This window comes from Nocardia sp. Tas62D01 (assembly GCF_055232035.1).
The window spans coordinates 669,177-685,958 of record NZ_JBUYUZ010000001.1; the positions used below are offsets into that span (position 1 = coordinate 669,177).

The following is a 16,782-nucleotide window of genomic DNA, read 5'->3' on the forward strand; positions in this document are numbered from 1 at the left end:
TCAGCAGGAAGGATCAGTCATGCCTGAGTCAGGCATACAGAAGCCGGTATTGCAGGTGGTCATAGCCAGCACCCGTCCCGGAAGGACGGGCGGCCCCGTGGCGGAGTGGTTTTACTCGTGCGCGGTCGAGCACGGCGGGTTCACCGTCGAGGTGGTCGACCTAGCCGAAGTAAACCTCCCGATGATGGACGAACCGAACCATCCACGCTTTCGCCAGTACGTCCATCAGCACACGAAGGATTGGAGTGCGACCGTCGACCGCGCCAATGCATTCGTGTTTGTAACCCCCGAGTACAACCACGGGTTCAACGCGCCACTGAAGAACGCACTCGACTACCTGCACGCCGAGTGGAATTACAAACCCGTCGGATTCGTCAGCTACGGCGGCGTTTCCGCCGGTACCAGGGCAGTACACATGATCAAGGAGGTAGTCGCAACCTTGAAGATGGTGCCGATTCCCGAGGCGGTAAACATTCCGTTTGTCCCGAATTTCCTCAACGCGGACGGAGTCATCGAGCCCAACGAGATCATGGAAAGGGCGGCAAAGACAATGCTGGACGAACTCGCGCTCTTGGCTGATGCGCTCGGCCCACTACGAGCCCGCTGACCGAGTGTCCTCAAAGCCAGATGAGCATGGTGGCCAGGTCGAGCATGCCTCGATAGGAGACGGGTGCGGCTCTTCTGGGGTGAGTACTGTTGTGGCTCAGTCGTTTTGACGTGAAGGGGGCTCCTTCTCGTAGGTTGTTTGTTGCGACACAAGACAACAGACAAAGAGGAGTGTGTCAGAGTACGCGGTCGGTGCTGTGGTGATGTCAGCGGTTGATTCCGCACCAGGCGGCGAATCCGCGCAACGTCTCCGTGCTGCGGGCATCATCGCGTGCCAGGACACGGAGGGTTTCGTGGACCATCGGGTGATATCGGGCCATGGTCGGCGCCAGTTCCTTTGCCTTTCGCAGCGCCCCGAATGACCGGTCCCGATCGCCGTGCAACAAGTACCCGCGCCCCAAATCGATCCAGTAGTGTGCGGCGCGTTCACGTTTGGTGTCCGATGGCAGATGGACATCTTGTGACCGGGCGACCGCGGTAGTGCCGTCCATCATTTCGACGGCCAGCCCGACCGACCAGATCGCCACATTGGTCGGACCGAAGCACAGGCGGTAGTCGTCGCGGTCGACACCGATGCGGTCCGCGGTCTCCTGCGCTTCGGCGAGGTGGTCGTCTGCGAGGGCCTCGTTTCCGGCGCGTGCGGCAGCCAACCCGCCCTTCAAGTGCAGGCTCCCCCACATCGAAAGCGTCGCCGGGTCGTCGAAGCCGATGTCGGGCTCGATCATCCGCAGGGACTGTTCCAAATACCGTAGAGCCCCACTCCAGTCCGCCGCGCAGATCAGCTCGCCGGCGCGCTGGTAGTCCCCGGCAAGAACGGCCAGCGGATCGCCGGACTTCGCGGCAGCCCACTCGTACCGCTCCACACACAGGCTCGACAGGTCGATGTAGCCGAGCTTGTACGCCACTTGGCTGCAGGCCGCGTACGCTTCGGCCGCGAGTCCGTAGACCTGTTCGAGTTCCGGGCCGGTGAAGGTGTTCCAGGCAGTCCGCAGTTCCGACAGCAGACCGGGCATCATCGCACCGAGCCGGGTGAGGTTCACGCTGTGCCGCAGCTTCGAGGCCCGGTGCACGTCGGCCGACAGTTCGACGAGCGGACGCGCTTCGGTGGTTCCGTCAGGTGGTGTCCGGTAGGCGGCGAGCTCGCGACGGATGCCGGCTATCCCCTCGTGAACACGTTGCTCGGCGGCGGTGTTGCGCGCATAGGGCTGTTCGGTCAGGTCGACGATCCCGATGCCCAGCGCGCGGCTCACAGCGGCAAGGAACGCTGGAGAGGCCGGCACTCGCTCCTGTTCGACCTGTGACACCAGGCTGGTGGACACCTTCGCCTCGCTGCTCAGGCGTGCCTGAGTCCAGCCCTTCAGGTGGCGTGCGTCGGCGAGACGTTTTCCGACGCCGACACCAGAGTCTTTGGTCATCACCATCACGGTTCCTATTCTGCGCTTGCCCGTCCTTCGAAACTATCAAAATCCTTGTTAGTTCAGGTCTTACGAATCCGTGACGCTATTTATCAGGCCCCGGCGTCGGGTGAAGCCCCCACTCATCAGGGCATATTACCGGCGACCAAGGGTTCCGCCGGATGGTAGCGAGAGCCCCCGGCGCCGGGCTGCCAACTATCAACGGACGAACAACCAGGGGTGTTCGGGTGACCATCGCGGTGGGCTACATACGACTGGACCAATCAGGGATCGATTGCGGGCGTGAAAAGCAGGCGATCCACGACATAGCACTGCGGCAAGCCTATGAACTTGCGGAGATACTCGTCGTCGACCGCGACGTGTACATGCCGACGTTGTTGCTGATGCAAACGATTCGACGCTGTTCCGCGAGCCTGGTGATCACTCCGACGCGGGAACACGTGTGGACGGCGCGGCGTGGGCTCACCGAAGTCTGTCACCTCATGGTCCTTGCGCCTGAACAGATTTGGCGGCGCGGCCACAGATGGGCGACCTACGGCGCGGTGGAGGTGAGTTGAAATGTCCACTGACTGGACCATATTCGTCGCCACCCTGGCGTGCGTGATCTTCGTGGGCCTTGCGATCACCATGGTGGTGTTCGCCCGCCGTTCCCGCAAGGAGAGCGAGTTGACAGCGATCATGAAACGGATCGACCGCGAAGGGCACTGCGAGGTGGGATGGGAACCGCCCCGCTGGAAACGCCCCAGCGACGCCGCGCTGATCGGCAACGACGACGCCTCCTATCTGTTGCAGGCGCACTACGAATGCGATGCCGACGTGTGCGAATGGAAGGGTGCCGCGTTCCGTTCGAAGGTGGCGGCGCGAAAGATCAAGCCCAGCAGCAGATCTGAGCGGCACGTGCGATGAGACCAACTATCGGCGCCGAATCTGATCGGGGCTCGACATGCTGAACCTTCATGGCATGGTTCGTGCTGAATGTTGCATTGTCCTGTGACAGTTGATCTTCCTTTTTGCCAGTGAATCTTGCTCGTTCCCTGTACCTCTGCCAGTACAGTTTGCTAGATCGGTTCTTTCGTGGGGGGTGACGTGCCCTCGGCCGTGACCCTTCATCGGCATGAACGAGGTGCGCCGCGTTGGTCATTTCCATTACGTAGCTGGGACGGATCGGACGAACGTCTGTCGGAGTTCAGGCGTCATCGTGGAGATAGATCTTGGACGATGACGCGACGATCGGAGGGGTATTCACTTGTCCGAGCCTGGCATCGAGACGCAATGGCTGTTGGATGACAGCGATCGTACCGAGCGGAATCTGCGGTTACTGGAGACATTGGAACGCTCTACACCCGAAGAGGCCAAGCGCGCACTGAAGGATCTGTACACCCGGACACGCGGCGGCACGCCGAACGAGATACACCTCTATGCAGTGGGTTTGGCGCTGGCGGGCTACATGGAGCGAGCGGTTCCGGCATTCCGGGATGCGAACACCCGTGCGCCGCGTCGCCTTGAGTTTCGCCTGAATCTCGCGAACGCCTATGTCCACCTCGGTCAGGTCGACATCGCCGTGGCCACGCTGGACAGCGCCATCACCGAGATCGCGTCCGGCCGGACGCGAGACGACGACCCGTCGCAGAGCCTGGTGGTGTTGCGAGGCCGTCGCGACCAGATAGCTCGCTGGATCGCGTGGCGGGACAAAGAGATTCAACTGTTCCAACGACGTGCCGCGATGCTTCGAGAACTGGCGGCGGCCGACGAGGCCGGTGTCGACGACCTGATCCAGTTGGCGAACGATCTCATGGCACTGCACAGATTCGCCGACACGAAGGAGCTGTTGAGCGAGGCCACACTGGTACTGGAGTCGGCACGCGCACTCGAACCGGACAATGTCGCGGTGTTGGAGCGGCTGGTCTCTGCCTACGGCACGGGAGGTGACGAGCGCGTCGACGATGTGGCCCGGGAACTGGAAACCCTGGCGCCGCACTCCGCGGTGCTCCGGGCACTCGTGGTCACAGACGACGATATGAACAGGCACGCGGTGGACATGCGGGCCAGGCTCACGTCGTTGTTCGAGATCGCCCTCACCCGCGGGCCGGAGTCGGCAGCCGCGCTCACCGAGCTGCGGCGGGTTGTCCAGTTCTTCCCCGGTAATCGGGAGTACCGAGGTTATCTGATGTTCGCCGAGCACATCAACAGCAACTCCGACGCGGCGTTGCTGTTGGCCGAACGGCAGGCCGCGGAGCCGGATCTGACGCACGCCGAGTATTTCAATCTCGCCCAGGTGTTCTGGCGACCGGACCGAGCACGTGCGCGACAGTATCTGGCGCGGGCCTACGAGCAGGCATCGACCGACGACGAACGACGCGATGTCGATGAGCTTGTGGCCATTCTGAATCGGCAGGACCAGCCGTGACCGCAGACGAAACGGCGCTGCTACCCGCGCTGCTGTCGGTGCAGAGGCTCGATGAAATCGATGTCGTGGCGCGCGCCGCGATACCCTTCAATGGGCGCGCGGTTCTGCTTGAGCTGTCCGACCGCGAAGAGCGGGCCGCTCGGGCCGGACGCACCGCCCAAGCCGAATTCCTGGCGTTCATGCGACCGGTGATCGAAAAGGCGGTGCGCCGGTACGGTTTCATGCCTGCGGCCGCCGACGCCGGGATCGACTCGATCGCCTTCTGGATCGACCACGCCGTGGGACTGCCGTCACTTCTGTCCATGGTTGCCCTGGCCCGCCGTCAACGACACGTGTTCGGTGACAACGGATTCGCGCAGGTGCGACACCTGGTGCTCGGCAGCGGAGGGCAGCCGCGCAGCGACCAGCACGTGGCGGCCCTGGTGGCCGTCGGCGTCGTGGCCGGTTCGCGGGATGATCGTTTCGCCCGCACCGACACCGCCCGGACCGAACCCGACGAACTGCTGGCGACGGAAGCCGACGCACTGACCGCGGCCCGCCGCGCGCTGCGGGCCGCGGCTACCGACGAGGACCTCGAGCCGGAGCTGACGACGCTGCTCGCCGAGCCGTTACGCAACGAACAATTGGGCATCGAGTCCGCCGTGACGGCCAGTTCACTGCTGGCACTGCTGATTACCTGGCTACAGATCACGTCGGATATTGGAGCTGTCCGAATGCCTCATGTTGCCGCTAGGCGGTGCGCCGTGAGCGAGGGGGTCGCCGCCTGTTCGGGGCCCGTCGAGCATCGGGTTCGTTGACTTTGCTCAGAACCCTGACTGTCCAGGTGGGTTTAGAGTGAGGGTGCCGCTGTCGGTGTCGAGTTCGGCAGCGGCGCCGAGGGGAACAGCGTGCGGGTCTGGCCCGTGGCCGAGTTCGAGGCCGCCCAGTATGGGGATGCCGAGCGGGGTGAGCCGGTCGCGAAGGACGTCGATGAGATTCCAGCCGCGGTCGGTGTAGTCCTCGAAACCTGGGAATCGACCCAATGCGATCCCGCGGATGCTGTCGAGTGCGCCGGAACGAATCAGTTGCGTGAGTTGCCGGTCGACTTGTCCGAGCCCGATCTTGCGTTCGGCTTCGATCAGCAGGATGGCCCCGCCGAGGTCGGGCAGTCCGGCGCCGACCATGCCGGCCAGCGCTGTCAGCGCTGTCAGCGAGCCTCCCATCAAGAAACCATGAGCGTGACCTGTTACCTCGGCAGCGACCGACATCAGTTGTGAGTTTCGGTGCCGCACTGCGAGTTCGGTGCTAGTCAGCAGATTATGGGTGGTTCTGATCGCATGGTGACCGACCAGACAGCCGTGGATGCCGGGGACTCGGCAATGTTGCCAGATGGCCAGGTGCAGGTAGGTGATGTCGCTGAATCCGACCAGTGGTTTCGGGTCGGCGCGGATCGCGTCGTAATCGAGTCCGTCGAGGATGCGATAGGCGCCGGCACCGCCCCGGGTTGTGATGAGGGCGCGAACGCGGGGGTCGGTGTAGGCGGCGTTGAGGTCGGCGAGCCGGTCCTCGTCACGCCCGGCCATGTAACCTCGCCTGTCCAGGGCGTGTTTGCCGATCTCGACTTCCAGGCCCCAACTGCTCAGGACGTGGATCAAGTCGTCGATCGAGCCGGGATCTTCGGGGAAGCTGGCCGGAGAGACGAGCCGGACGCGGTCACCGGCCTGTAGCCGCGGCCATGACAGCGCTTTCGGCTGGTTCGGTTGGGTCATGTGTGAGCCCACCCCGGTGTTTGCGACGTTGCGCGAAGATTCGATCGAGCGACTGTAACGCTTGATCAGTGGGCGGGTGCGGTAGCGGCAACATTCAGCACTTCGAATCTCTACTGGCCCAACCGATCCAGACTGGATGCCTCACTCCGGTGGAGTTGGGCGTCGGCTGAGTTCTGCAGCGTAATTGGTCCAGTCGCCTGCGGAGAGTCGCTGGCATGCGACGGCGACATCGGTGTGGATGCCGAGGGTGCGGGCCAGGATTGCTGCGGGGATCTCGGTGGCGAGCTGGAACAGTGCGGTGCTGCGGGCCGCGCCTGGGCGGATGTCGAGTCGTCTCAATCGCTGGTGCTGATGGGCCGACCGGGTTGACCGCCGGGAAACAGCCAAATTGATGGCGTCAGCGCGCCGATTGTCGCGTGGCCCTTGCGATTTGCCGCAACCGTTCGGGCGAGGTCGGCGAGGTAATGGACTTTCCCGGGGTATCCGGTTGATTCGTCGCAATATATCTGGTGGATTGGTCGGGGCTGTGCTGGTGGATTGGTCGCAACTTATGTGGTTGATTCGTCGCTACTGATCTCGATGGATTGGTCGCCGTGCCAGTCGAGATCATCCAGCCCCCAGCACGGTGGCAGCGTGCCCCACCGCCTGCGTGTGGACATAACCGTGCGGACCGCGATTTCAGACCCTGGGGCCCAGCCCCCACACCCCAGCCGGGGCAAGCCCCGGGGGACCCACCGGGAGGTACACCGCCGGGAAAGCAGGGCGGCAATCGGTGACGTTCGATAACCCAGCGAGGGACAAGGGACAATGGAATTCGATATGTCGATACTGACGCCCAGGGAGCGAGACTTCGTGGACGCGGCACTGGCCAGCTGGACCGGAGTGTCGACCGATGCGCCGATCCCTGTACGTGCACCGGGATTTCCCGATCGTGACCGGTTCGACGACGAGGTCAGCAGGCTGCGACGCGCAGTCAGCGACCGTGCGACGTTGACCGAGGTGCGTACCGCCAGAGTGCTATTTCTGAGCGAGCTGGCTTTCGGCAACGAAAGCTCTACACACGCTCCGGAGCCAAAGCACTGTTCGAGCCCGAGTTGTACGCACCCAGGCCAGGCTTGGGCTGATAGTCCGGGGCCACTGAGCGGAGCAACGTCCCGAGGCTCCGCATGACCGCGCACGGGCCGGTGCCATGACACCTGAATCCGAACCTCACTCGTTGTGATCGCTCAGCGCGGTGCCGTGAATGGAGCACGGCGCGCGCCACTCGGTCGTCGACGCGTCGAGAAACGGTCCCTGGCTCAATACGCCGGCGCAATGGTGGGGCGACCAACCGAATGGTCGCCTCGATGGGCCGGGTCTGTCACAACGGCCGCAGACGCACGATCGCAGTGCCATTCGCGAAGGCCCGGTGCAGGTCCGCGCGGTTCACGGTGCCATCCGGTTCGAGGCCGATACCGGCGAACCGGCCGTGCACCGGGTTGTCGGTGAGGATCACCGGGTACAGCTCGGCAGCGCGCTCTTCGTCGGTGATGACCTCGACTTCGGCGCGAATGTCCTTGCCGCGCAGTCGGACACGCACCGGCTGACCCTGCTGCAGGTTGCGCCGCCACTTGGCGGCCGTACCGATGAGCAGATGTCCTTCGTGTTCGGCGTAGGCGACGGGGTTCGTGTACTCCCGGCCGGTCTTACGGCCGACCACGGTGATGAGCAGCAACTTGCCGCTGACCATGCGATGCAGTGGGGATCGCAGCAAGAAGCGGACGAACGCGTCACCGGTGCGCTGTATGCGGGACTGGGTCGGCTTGTTTCGGGTGGGAGTGGACATGGTGAGCACCTCCGGAGGTCACCTAATTACTGAGTTATAACTCAGAAAATACGGCTGCATCGGGCATACTGCAAGGGTCTGAGGAGAAGTGGGAGGTGAGCGTTGTGCCGGCATCCGAGCGCGAGCAGGGGCGAACACGCGGGCGGCCGTCGACGGGTGTGCGGGAATCGGTCATCACTGCGGCGCAACAGATCCTGACCGAGGCGGGCGTGGCGCGGTTGTCGACCAAGGAGGTCGCCAAACGCGCCGGGGTGGCCGAATCCAGCATCTTCTATCACTTCGGTGATCGAATCGGGTTGCTGCAGGCGGTGATTCAGCAGCATCTGCGTCCGTTCAAGGACGTGCTCGATACGGTCGACGGCGGTGGCGACCTGCGCACCGATCTCGTCGCGCTCGTCGAGGCGCTGGAGAATTTCTTTGTCGGCGCGATACCGGTCGCCGCCGCCATCCAGTCCGATGCCGAACTCCGCGCGAAGTATCAGGAACGCAGCCAGGAGGTCGATCTTGGCCCGCACCGCGCCGTCGACGCCGTCCAGGCCCGCCTCGCCACCGCTCGAGCGGACGCACCCGCCGCGGTGGACCTGCGCGCCGCAGCACTGTTGCTGGTCGGTGCGGCGCACCAACGCGCATTACAACGTCACCTCAGTCCACCTGGCGCGGTCGCGTCGCTCCCCTCCCCCGCGACTGTCGTCGACACCTTGCTGCCGATCTTCGACGCACGCTGACCGCGCCGACGGCTCTGGTGTCGGTGAGGTGCGGTGCGGTGCCAGAGAAGGCAGTTCGGCGGGCCTACCGCAAGAACGCCCCCGCAGCGCCGCCCGCGGGTGTTCGCGCGCAACGGGATTGGCCAGCCGGTCGCGGCGCAGCAGCATCCCGGTCGGCAAGTCGACCACGCAGGCCGCCCTCTGCGACCGCGGTGGAGTTCGTCCGGACCGCGGCACACGGGCCCATCGGTGCGATCCGCTCGACGGCGACATGATGCGCCGTCACTTCGGCGAACCCTTCCCGTTCACAGCGTCCGGGCCCGCCAGGCCCAGCACCCTGAGTCCTGATACCCCACGGGCTAGGGGACTCCTCATACCAAAGGATGAAACTTCCCTGTAATGGTGTCAGCCCCATTGCCTTTCGGCCGAAGTCCGGCAGAGTGTAGAACGTGCGGCCGGTGCCACCACCGGGATTTCCTCAGCAGCCTGCTGTCAGCGGCCGCACCTCGATCCCGATCTGCCCGGAAGGCATTGCGCCCCACGAGAGCAGACCGTGACCGAGGGATGGTGGACGCACGGTTCACCGCAAGAGAGAAAGGATCCATGGTGTTCTCGACGACAAAGTCGACTACTCCACGCCGGAGGCTGGCTCGCATCGCAGTCGCCGGCGCGTTTGTCGCAGTTCCGTTGACCGCCCTGGCGGTTCCGGCCATGGCTGATCCGTCGGCCGATGGTCCGGCGATTACCCAAGTTCGACACGACTCGCGGGACGACCGCGGGGATTGTGACCGGCCCGACTTCCGGGACGACCGGAATCACAGCCCCGGCCGTCGGGACGATTGCGACCGCGATCGTCGAGACGATCGGGGTCGTTCCGACGACCGCGGTCGTGGAGACGACCCGTGGCGGTTCCCCCGCCACCTGCTGCCGCACGGCCTGTTCGGCAGCAGCTAGTTCCTCGAGCGGGCGGGACATCAGTGGTGCGGCGCCGGTATCGGCGCCTACCGCTGTCGGGGGTTCCGCCCGTACATGGACTTCACCCTGACCCCAGTTGAGCTGATTGACGAAGACCGGTTCAGGCGGAGGCTTTCGCCGCACGCGGCACAACCCGCGCTGCGCAGCCGAAGGGACCGATCGTCCATACTGCAGAAATCCAGCAGCGCGGAACGCGCGACTGTCCGCCGAGTCTGTAAGCACCGGGTGGCGCACCTCATGACCACTGCGCTCCCCTCCGGTGGATCCGCACGTAATCGCCGGCCACTTTCGCGATGCCGCGCGACTGAGCTTGTCAGGGCGCGAACAACGTTGAGCCCCAATAGTCTTGCGGCCCCAGCCCCGGCGGGACCGCGAAGACCGCGGACCCGACGTGTTTGATGTACTCGTTGAGAGCGTCGTTGCGGGAGAGATTCTGCTGCATCGGTACGAACTGGGTGAGCGGGTTTCGACAGTAGGCGATGAAGAACAGACCCGCGTCGAGGTGCCCGAAGCCATCAGACCCGTCGGTGAAGTTGTAACCGCGGCGCAGGATTTGGATGCCGCCGAGCTCTTCGGCCGAGGCGAGCCGGACGTGCGCGTCGGTATCGATCAGCGGCCCCGACGGGCCCGCGGACTGCAGGTCCAACTCGTCGAACTCGTGCTCGCCGCCGAGTGGCGCGCCGGTGCCTTTAGCGCGGCCGATCACCCGCTCCTGCTCGTGCAGGCTGGTGCGGTCCCACGGCTCGATCAGCATTCGGATCCTGCGGGTCACCAGATAGGAACCGGCGGCCATCCATGACTGATCGTCGCGTGCGTCGACCCAGACGAATTTCGAGACAGTGTCGTGGTCCTCGGCCTTGATATTGCGGGTTCCGTCCTTGAACCCCAGGAGATTTCGAGGTGTCTCCTGGCTGGTCGAGGTCGAGGACGTGCGGCCGAATCCGAGCTGCGACCATCGCACCGACACCGCCCCGAAGCCGGCGCGCGCGAGGTTGCGGATGGCGTGCACCGCGACCTGCGGGTCATCCGCGCATGCCTGGATGGCGATATCGCCGCCTGAGCGCGCCGGGTCGAGCGCATCTGCGGTGAACTTCGGCAACTCGATCAGCGCGGCCGGTCTGCGGGCCGCGAGACCGAACCTATCGGCCCCGGTGGCCGTAGCGAACAGTGACGGCCCGAATCCGATCGTGAGCGTACGCCGCGCGGGAGCCAGACCAAGCGCCTCCCCCGTGTCGGTGGGCGGCATGTAGGCCCCCGCGCCGATGGCGCCATCGGGCGTCGCCTCATGCCCCGCAGTCATTCGCTCCGCCATAACCGTCCAGGTCTTCAGCAAATCGACCAGCTCGGCACGAGATTCGGTGTGTACGTCGAACGCCGCGAAATGCAGTCGATCCTGCGCGGGCGTCACAATGCCCGCTTGATTGGCCGCACGAAACGGAACAACACCGGAGGCAGACGCCGTCGAGGCCGGACCGGACAGCCGGCCCGCCAGCACACCGGCCCCGGCCGCGACCACTCCGACACCGGCCGAACCGATCAGGCCACGGCGCGACACCCCGCGGCTACCGCGATCATCTCGCTCACGATCCCGCGACAACGCCCTGCACCTGACTGACGACCGCGGATAACGCATCGATCTGACGTGCCAGCGCGCTACGCTGCGGCTCGGTGACGGTGGCGTAGTCGACATGACCGTCGCCGACGCGATATTTGGCCAGTTCGCTGTCGAGTTCGGCGAATCGTCGGTCGATCTGCGTGCCGAGATCGCGGTTTCGTTCGTCCAGGATAGGTCGAACGCTGGCGATCGCGGCCTGGGAGCCGTCGATGTTCGCTTGGAAGTCCCAAAGATCGGTGTGCGAGAAGGTGTCTTCTTCACCGGTGATCTTGGTGCGCGCAATCTCGTCCAACAGGCTCTGCGCGCCGCCGGCGACTTGAATGGGATCGACGGCGAAGTTCGCAGCGCTCACGCCCGCAACGAGTTCGGCGACGTCGGCGGCGAGTTGGTCGGCCATCTGGTTGGTGTCGGGTTGTACTCCCTGGGTCCAGAGATCTTTCTCCAGCCGGTGGAATCCGGTCCACTTCTCGCCAGTGGCGACGTCGGCTTCACGCAGGTCCAGGCGTGGATCGAGATCGTGGGGGAAGCTTTCAGCCACCGGCTCGATGCGTTCGTAGTAGGTGCGGGTCACCGGATACTGCTTCTTGGCCGATTCGATGTCACCGGATTTGATCGCGGCGACAAAGGATTTCGTGGTGTCCTGCAACGCCGTCACCTGGCTCACCAGGTAACGCCGGTATCCCGCCGCCGCGTCGGCGAGCTTGCCGGTCACGTCCCGGGACTGGGTTTGCCCCGTGACGGTGAAATCGTGGCGGATTCCATCGCCGACCATGCCCGGTTTGCAGGCCGTCGCATACTTCCCGGGATCGGGCAGCGGCACGATCAATTGCCGAGTAAGCCCGGGGCCGATGTTCTCGACCTCGCCCACTACGCGGTCGCCGGCGCCGTAGACATAGAACTCAGTGACCTTGGAGCCGTTATTGGTGATCTGGAACGTCACGTTGCCGGTGTCGGCCGAATCACGCGCGACATCACACGCGGAATCACCGGCGGTGACGCCGATATCACCGCCGGACGCCGGATCGGACTTGCTCGTACACGACATCAGCAGCACCGGCAGCGTCACGGCAGCAGTGATCGAACCAACGGTAAAGCGCATGGAAGAGCAGACCTTTCACGATTGCGGCGCGGCCGCGGAATCAGTAGACGAGGGCATTTCGGTGCCACCCGGGGCCGATCGCGAGACCGGGCGCAGAAACAGCGGCAGCACCACGACCACATACCCAACCCACGCGAGCACCTGCAGCACAGTGGGATCGGCGCGGAAGTTGAAGATCCCCTGTGCGACAGTGCCGTACCAACTCGACATCGTGAACCACGACGATATATCGAACGCGAACTCGGACAAGCCCGGCAGCCAGTCCGCGGTCTGCAACGCCTGAAGCCCATAGGCAAGGATTCCGGCTGCGACCACGATCAGCAGCACTCCGGTGTACTTGAAGAACATCGCGAAGTTGATACGCACCGCACCGAAATACAGCAACACCGTCAGCAAAGCGGCTATCCCGATCCCCACCACCAGTCCCAGCAACGGCCATGCACTACCCGCGGTGTTCTCCGCGTAGCCGACCATCAGCAGCGCCGTCTCCACGCCCTCGCGACCGACCGCCAGGAACGCCAGAATCATGACCGCTACCGGGCCCACAGACACGGCCTTGGACATCCCGGCCTTCAGGTCACTGGAGATCGAGCGGGCAGCAGTGCGCATCCACAGCACCATCCAGGTGACGATGGCGACCGCGGCCAGCGAGGCGATCCCGGAGATCAACTCCGCCGCCAGTCCGGTCACCGTGGAAGTCCCGTAGTGGATGCCGACGAAGATCGCCACAACCATCGCGATCGCCGCCCCGACTCCGCAGGCAACCCACTTCAACGATCCGCGGTGATCGGACTTCACCAGGAACGCAACGAGAATCATGACCACGATCCCGGTCTCGAGACCCTCGCGGACACCGATCAATCCGCTGCCGAACAACTGAGCCGCAACCGACGGTGCATCAGACGCGGAAGCCAAGTCAGTCACATTCACACCCATCGAACCAAAGCCAGCCTCACCATAGTTTGGCAAGGCAAACCTATTCTGACACATGCCGGGCGATGGAAGGGACTCGAAACTGAGAAACGCTGAAACGCCCGGCGGCAGCCGACGACTTTGAATGGCCACGACGACGTCCTGACCTCGGCCGCAGTCCTCGCGACCGTGGTGGCACTTGTGGTTGTTGGTGCGGAGTCTGCCGCCGATCGCGGTAGAGGGTGACCAACTGGTGGATCAACTCCTCGTCGTCGAGCTGGGCCGGGTGGGCCAGTGGCCGGGAGGTGATGTCGTCACCGGGCTCGGCCCGCTTGAGGGAGACCAGGTCGCGCAATGCGTCGGCGAGCATCGCGCTGCCGTTGGCGGCGTTCACGCCTTCGAACATCGCGGCCATCCCGACCGCGACTCGCTGACCGATATCCGGCGGGCAGCCGAGCATGCGTTGAGCGCGGCGAAGGTGAGCGGGAACGCGTACTGGCTTCCTCGTCGACTTCGATTGCGGCCGCGCCGATCTCATCGCGCCAGCGCAGGCATTCCACGATGTAGTCGATTTGGTGCTGGCGGTGTCTTGGGGTGCGCGGGTCAGCTCTGGCTGTGCTCGCGCGGGCCGTGGTGCGGCAACCAGATCTCCTCGGCGCGGATGCTGGCCTGCGGAGTGAAGTAGTCGCCGGTCTCGAGGTCCTCCAGCAACGTTGCGTGCTTCGGCGCCCAGCCCAGGAGCGCCCGGGTGTGCTCGCTGGAGACGGGCACGTCGAGGGAGAAGAATCTGGCCAGGAACGGGTTTCCGAGATGCTCGCAGGCCCGCTCTAGGGTCAGCGAGGAGGTGGGGATGTCGAGCATCTGCGCGACCTGCTCCGCGATGCTCTTGATCGTGACGGCGCTTTCGCCGACGCCGTGCAGCACGCTGCCTGCGGGAGCTGTCTCCAACGCCAACCGGAAGAGGCTGGCGGCATCGAAGCGGTGGACTGCCGGCCAACGATTGTCGCCGTCACCGATGTAGGCCGAGACGCCCGCCCTGCGCGCGGCCGCGATGAGAGCCGGAATGAACCCATAATCGCCCGGGCCGTGCACGGTCGGTGCGAGTCGCACGACGCTGGATCGGACCCCCAGATCGGCGAAGCCCAGACAGGCCTGCTCGCCCGGGATACGAAAGGCAGCGACCGAATCGGGATCCGGCGCGTCCTGCTCGGTGCTGACCCGGCCGGCCCTCGTCACCAACGTGCCCGACGTGCTGACGAACGGCTTGCCGGACCCGACCAGCGCCTGACCGAGTGCCTCAATCGCGGCGCAGTCACGGCGGATGAGGCTGTCCGGATCGGCGTAGTCGCCGCCGTACGCCATGTGCAGGACGCCGTCGGCGGCTTGGGCGCCGCTGCGTAGGCTGTCGAGGTCGTCCAGAGAGCCGCGGTGTGGTGTGGCACCCATCGACTCCAGCCGAGCGGCGGCGGTATCCGAGCGCGCCAGACCGGTGACGGTGTGTCCGGCCGCGACGAGCTCGGCGACGACGGTGGGGCCGGTTTGGCCGGAACCCCCGGTGACGAAGACATGCATGAAACACTCTCCTTTTAACGCCAGTTACTGGCGCTAAGTAGCGCCAGTCGCCGACTCTGCACGTAGCGCCAGTCACTGGCGCAATGTGGCGCCAGTTACTGACACATTGCGGTAGCCTCGGAGGGTGCCACGGAGCGGAATAGAAGCGCGCCGCCGCCTTCAGCAGGCGGCCCTGGAGCTGTACCGGGAACGCGGGTTCGACCAGACCACCACCGCTGAGATCGCCGCCCGCGCCGGCCTCAACGAGCGCACGTTCTTCCGGCACTTCCCAGACAAGCGCGAGGTGCTCTTCGACGGCGAAGCCGCCCTGCGCGCCGAGCTGATGCAGGCGGTGACCGAAGCGCCCGATGGTCTTCAGCCGCTCGAGGTACTGCTCTGCGCCTTCCGGAAAGCCGGACGGATCCTCGAGGACAATCGCCCGTTCTCCGAACCGCGATTGGGAATTATCGCCGTGACACCAGCGCTCCGCGAACGCGAGCTGGCCAAGGCCGCGTCGATGACCGAAGCCGCGGCGGAGGCGCTGCGGCAGCGCGGTGTCGCCGACCGGCTGGCCGGCCTGGCTGCCCAGACCGGCTGGGCCACCTTTCACCACGCGGCCCAAGCCTGGATCGACGACCCCTCACAGAGCTTGGACGCGCATCTCCTCGAAGCCTTCGACGACCTGCGCGCCCTCTCCGCGACCGTCCTGTCGGCACAGGCACGGCCTGAAAGCTGACACCGCCCCGCCCACGGCCACCGATGTCTGCGGGACAAACGTGCCGACACGCTGCGGCTGACCCGGATAACCAGGCAGGTTGAGCATGGGATGCCCATTATCGGGACAGTCAGGAGGAGCGGTTGACGCTCTGTCGCAGCCGGGTCCTGAGTGCAGGCCGGAGCTTCACGCTGGCGCGGGCGCCCGTCCCGCGTGGCCCGGCAACGCTTGGTGTCAACGGCAGGCGTCCTGGAGTCGGTGAGCGAGGGCTTGTAGGTGGTCTCGTAGCTCGTCGGGATTCTCGACGACTAGCGGCCGGTCGAGGGAGGCCAGCACGGCGGGCAGCCAGTCGAGGCGTTCGACGCGCATCCGGACTCGTACCCACCCGTCGTCGAGGGACTCCTCGACGACGGCGAGCCCGGCTGGCAGTCGGGCACGGACCTCTGCGGAGTCTCCCTTGACTCGAACTGACACCTCGTGGCGCCAGGGCTGCTCGGCGAGCGCGGTGAGCACGCGTTCGGTCGGGTCGAAGCTTTCGGGGACCTCGAAGGTGCCCATGGTGAGCGCAGCTCGCTCGACACGGTCGAGCCGGAAGGTGCGGACGTCGTTGCTGGCGGAGTCCGCGCCGCTGAGGTACCAGCGCCCGGAATGGGCGACGAGCCCGTAGGGGCGCACGATGCGTTCACTGCGACGTCCGTCGCGCCCGACGTAGCGGATCGCGACTGGCCGGCGGTCGTGGGCCGCCTCGGCGAGGGTGAGCAGCACTGTGCTGTCCGGGCTGACGGCGTCGCGGGTGGGGCTGGTGAAATCGGTGCTCGCAAGCAACGTCTCGAGCCGGCGTGCGAGGGGCTGGGGAAGGACTCGACGGATTTTCGCCGTCGCGCTCTCGCCTGACGCGGGTACCCAGCCGGCGCGCTGCCCGACGACGAGGCCGACGAGAACAGCAACGGCCTCGTCGTCGGTGAGCATCAGTGGAGGCATCCGGAATCCGGAGGCGATGCGGTAACCGCCGTAGCGGCCGCGCACCGAGCGAACCGGGATGTCGAGCTCGACGAGGTGCTCGACATAGCGGCGGACGGTCCGCTCGTCCACGTCGAGCCGGTCGGCGAGCTCAGTGACGGTGCGGGTGCCCCCGGATTGGAGGATCTCCAGGAGGGCCAGCACGCGGACGGTGGGTCGGGGCACATTCGTCATTGTGCACCTTAATCCG

Annotated in this window: 17 protein-coding genes; 7 read left to right on the forward strand and 10 right to left on the reverse strand. The window is 65.2% G+C overall.

The window, feature by feature from the left end; all coding sequences use genetic code 11:
* Window positions 1-19: 19 nt before the first annotated feature.
* A complete protein-coding gene (locus ACV7NQ_RS03345) occupies window positions 20-607 on the forward strand; it encodes an NADPH-dependent FMN reductase (protein WP_463358250.1) in 588 nt (195 codons plus the stop codon).
* 205 nt (window positions 608-812) lie between these two features.
* Here ACV7NQ_RS03345 and ACV7NQ_RS03350 read toward each other — a convergent pair whose 3' ends face one another.
* On the reverse strand, window positions 813-2,021 hold the full coding sequence (locus tag ACV7NQ_RS03350; protein WP_463358251.1) for a helix-turn-helix domain-containing protein: 1,209 nt from the start codon (window positions 2,019-2,021) through the stop codon (window positions 813-815).
* Between the two features lie 227 nt (window positions 2,022-2,248).
* Here ACV7NQ_RS03350 and ACV7NQ_RS03355 point away from each other — a divergent pair, with 227 nt between their 5' ends.
* The 4 genes from ACV7NQ_RS03355 to ACV7NQ_RS03370 all read left to right on the forward strand — a co-directional run bounded on the left by ACV7NQ_RS03355 (window position 2,249) and on the right by ACV7NQ_RS03370 (window position 5,225).
* Window positions 2,249-2,578: a hypothetical protein gene (locus tag ACV7NQ_RS03355; RefSeq protein WP_463358252.1), complete on the forward strand. Its 330-nt coding sequence runs from the start codon at window positions 2,249-2,251 to the stop codon at window positions 2,576-2,578.
* Window position 2,579: 1 nt separating this feature from the next.
* Window positions 2,580-2,927, forward strand: coding sequence for a hypothetical protein (locus ACV7NQ_RS03360; RefSeq protein WP_463358253.1), 348 nt, complete (start codon window positions 2,580-2,582; stop codon window positions 2,925-2,927).
* A gap of 340 nt (window positions 2,928-3,267) precedes the next feature.
* Window positions 3,268-4,428 carry a tetratricopeptide repeat protein gene (locus tag ACV7NQ_RS03365; protein WP_463358254.1) on the forward strand — a complete coding sequence of 387 codons (1,161 nt, stop codon included), beginning with the start codon at window positions 3,268-3,270 and terminating at the stop codon, window positions 4,426-4,428.
* On the forward strand, window positions 4,425-5,225 hold the full coding sequence (locus ACV7NQ_RS03370) for a hypothetical protein (protein WP_463358255.1): 801 nt from the start codon (window positions 4,425-4,427) through the stop codon (window positions 5,223-5,225). Before ACV7NQ_RS03365 ends, ACV7NQ_RS03370 begins: the two co-directional genes overlap by 4 nt.
* Window positions 5,226-5,231: 6 nt before the next feature.
* Here the strand turns inward: ACV7NQ_RS03370 and ACV7NQ_RS03375 are convergent, their stop codons facing one another.
* From ACV7NQ_RS03375 to ACV7NQ_RS03385, 3 genes are all read right to left on the reverse strand, one after another.
* Window positions 5,232-6,176, reverse strand: a complete 945-nt coding sequence (locus tag ACV7NQ_RS03375; protein ID WP_463358256.1) for a S66 peptidase family protein — start codon at window positions 6,174-6,176, stop codon at window positions 5,232-5,234.
* Window positions 6,177-6,317: 141 nt separating this feature from the next.
* Window positions 6,318-6,515 (reverse strand): hypothetical protein, encoded by a 198-nt coding sequence (locus ACV7NQ_RS03380; protein WP_463358257.1) that lies wholly within the window; start codon window positions 6,513-6,515, stop codon window positions 6,318-6,320.
* A gap of 1,021 nt (window positions 6,516-7,536) precedes the next feature.
* Complete coding sequence (locus tag ACV7NQ_RS03385; RefSeq protein ID WP_463358258.1) at window positions 7,537-8,001, reverse strand: nitroreductase family deazaflavin-dependent oxidoreductase; 465 nt, start codon at window positions 7,999-8,001, stop codon at window positions 7,537-7,539.
* 95 nt (window positions 8,002-8,096) lie between these two features.
* On the opposite strand from ACV7NQ_RS03385, the gene ACV7NQ_RS03390 reads away from it, so the two are divergent.
* Window positions 8,097-8,726 carry a TetR/AcrR family transcriptional regulator gene (locus ACV7NQ_RS03390; protein WP_463358259.1) on the forward strand — a complete coding sequence of 210 codons (630 nt, stop codon included), beginning with the start codon at window positions 8,097-8,099 and terminating at the stop codon, window positions 8,724-8,726.
* Between the two features lie 1,267 nt (window positions 8,727-9,993).
* Here the strand turns inward: ACV7NQ_RS03390 and efeB are convergent.
* The 5 genes from efeB to ACV7NQ_RS03415 form a co-directional block, all read right to left on the reverse strand.
* Window positions 9,994-11,313, reverse strand: a complete 1,320-nt coding sequence (gene efeB, locus ACV7NQ_RS03395) for an iron uptake transporter deferrochelatase/peroxidase subunit (protein ID WP_463358260.1) — start codon at window positions 11,311-11,313, stop codon at window positions 9,994-9,996.
* The gene (gene efeO, locus ACV7NQ_RS03400; RefSeq protein ID WP_463358261.1) at window positions 11,261-12,394 is read right to left on the reverse strand and encodes an iron uptake system protein EfeO; all 1,134 of its coding nucleotides are present in this window, start codon (window positions 12,392-12,394) and stop codon (window positions 11,261-11,263) included. The genes efeB and efeO overlap by 53 nt, the downstream gene beginning before the upstream one ends.
* A 15-nt stretch (window positions 12,395-12,409) precedes the next feature.
* A complete protein-coding gene (efeU, locus tag ACV7NQ_RS03405; protein ID WP_463358262.1) occupies window positions 12,410-13,330 on the reverse strand; it encodes an iron uptake transporter permease EfeU in 921 nt (306 codons plus the stop codon).
* A gap of 40 nt (window positions 13,331-13,370) precedes the next feature.
* The gene (locus tag ACV7NQ_RS03410) at window positions 13,371-13,712 is read right to left on the reverse strand and encodes a hypothetical protein (protein ID WP_463358263.1); all 342 of its coding nucleotides are present in this window, start codon (window positions 13,710-13,712) and stop codon (window positions 13,371-13,373) included.
* 197 nt (window positions 13,713-13,909) lie between these two features.
* The gene (locus ACV7NQ_RS03415) at window positions 13,910-14,878 is read right to left on the reverse strand and encodes an SDR family oxidoreductase (RefSeq protein WP_463358264.1); all 969 of its coding nucleotides are present in this window, start codon (window positions 14,876-14,878) and stop codon (window positions 13,910-13,912) included.
* A 124-nt stretch (window positions 14,879-15,002) separates the two neighbouring features.
* Here ACV7NQ_RS03415 and ACV7NQ_RS03420 point away from each other — a divergent pair, with 124 nt between their 5' ends.
* Window positions 15,003-15,593 (forward strand): TetR family transcriptional regulator, encoded by a 591-nt coding sequence (locus ACV7NQ_RS03420; protein ID WP_463358265.1) that lies wholly within the window; start codon window positions 15,003-15,005, stop codon window positions 15,591-15,593.
* 213 nt (window positions 15,594-15,806) lie between these two features.
* Here the strand turns inward: ACV7NQ_RS03420 and ACV7NQ_RS03425 are convergent, their stop codons facing one another.
* A complete protein-coding gene (locus ACV7NQ_RS03425) occupies window positions 15,807-16,766 on the reverse strand; it encodes a helix-turn-helix transcriptional regulator (RefSeq protein ID WP_463358266.1) in 960 nt (319 codons plus the stop codon).
* Window positions 16,767-16,782: the final 16 nt, after the last annotated feature.

What these genes read in the sequence shown, in the direction of transcription:
- ACV7NQ_RS03345 (WP_463358250.1), top strand. Translation starts at nt 20, where the DNA reads ATGCCTGAGTCAGGCATACAGAAGCCGGTATTGCAGGTGGTCATAGCC.
- ACV7NQ_RS03350 (WP_463358251.1), bottom strand. Translation starts at nt 2,021, where the DNA reads ATGACCAAAGACTCTGGTGTCGGCGTCGGAAAACGTCTCGCCGACGCA.
- ACV7NQ_RS03360 (WP_463358253.1), top strand. Translation starts at nt 2,580, where the DNA reads ATGTCCACTGACTGGACCATATTCGTCGCCACCCTGGCGTGCGTGATC.
- ACV7NQ_RS03375 (WP_463358256.1), bottom strand. Translation starts at nt 6,176, where the DNA reads ATGACCCAACCGAACCAGCCGAAAGCGCTGTCATGGCCGCGGCTACAG.
- ACV7NQ_RS03385 (WP_463358258.1), bottom strand. Translation starts at nt 8,001, where the DNA reads ATGTCCACTCCCACCCGAAACAAGCCGACCCAGTCCCGCATACAGCGC.
- efeB (WP_463358260.1), bottom strand. Translation starts at nt 11,313, where the DNA reads ATGCGTTATCCGCGGTCGTCAGTCAGGTGCAGGGCGTTGTCGCGGGAT.
- efeO (WP_463358261.1), bottom strand. Translation starts at nt 12,394, where the DNA reads ATGCGCTTTACCGTTGGTTCGATCACTGCTGCCGTGACGCTGCCGGTG.
- efeU (WP_463358262.1), bottom strand. Translation starts at nt 13,330, where the DNA reads ATGGGTGTGAATGTGACTGACTTGGCTTCCGCGTCTGATGCACCGTCG.
- ACV7NQ_RS03410 (WP_463358263.1), bottom strand. Translation starts at nt 13,712, where the DNA reads ATGTTCGAAGGCGTGAACGCCGCCAACGGCAGCGCGATGCTCGCCGAC.
- ACV7NQ_RS03415 (WP_463358264.1), bottom strand. Translation starts at nt 14,878, where the DNA reads ATGCATGTCTTCGTCACCGGGGGTTCCGGCCAAACCGGCCCCACCGTC.
- ACV7NQ_RS03425 (WP_463358266.1), bottom strand. Translation starts at nt 16,766, where the DNA reads ATGACGAATGTGCCCCGACCCACCGTCCGCGTGCTGGCCCTCCTGGAG.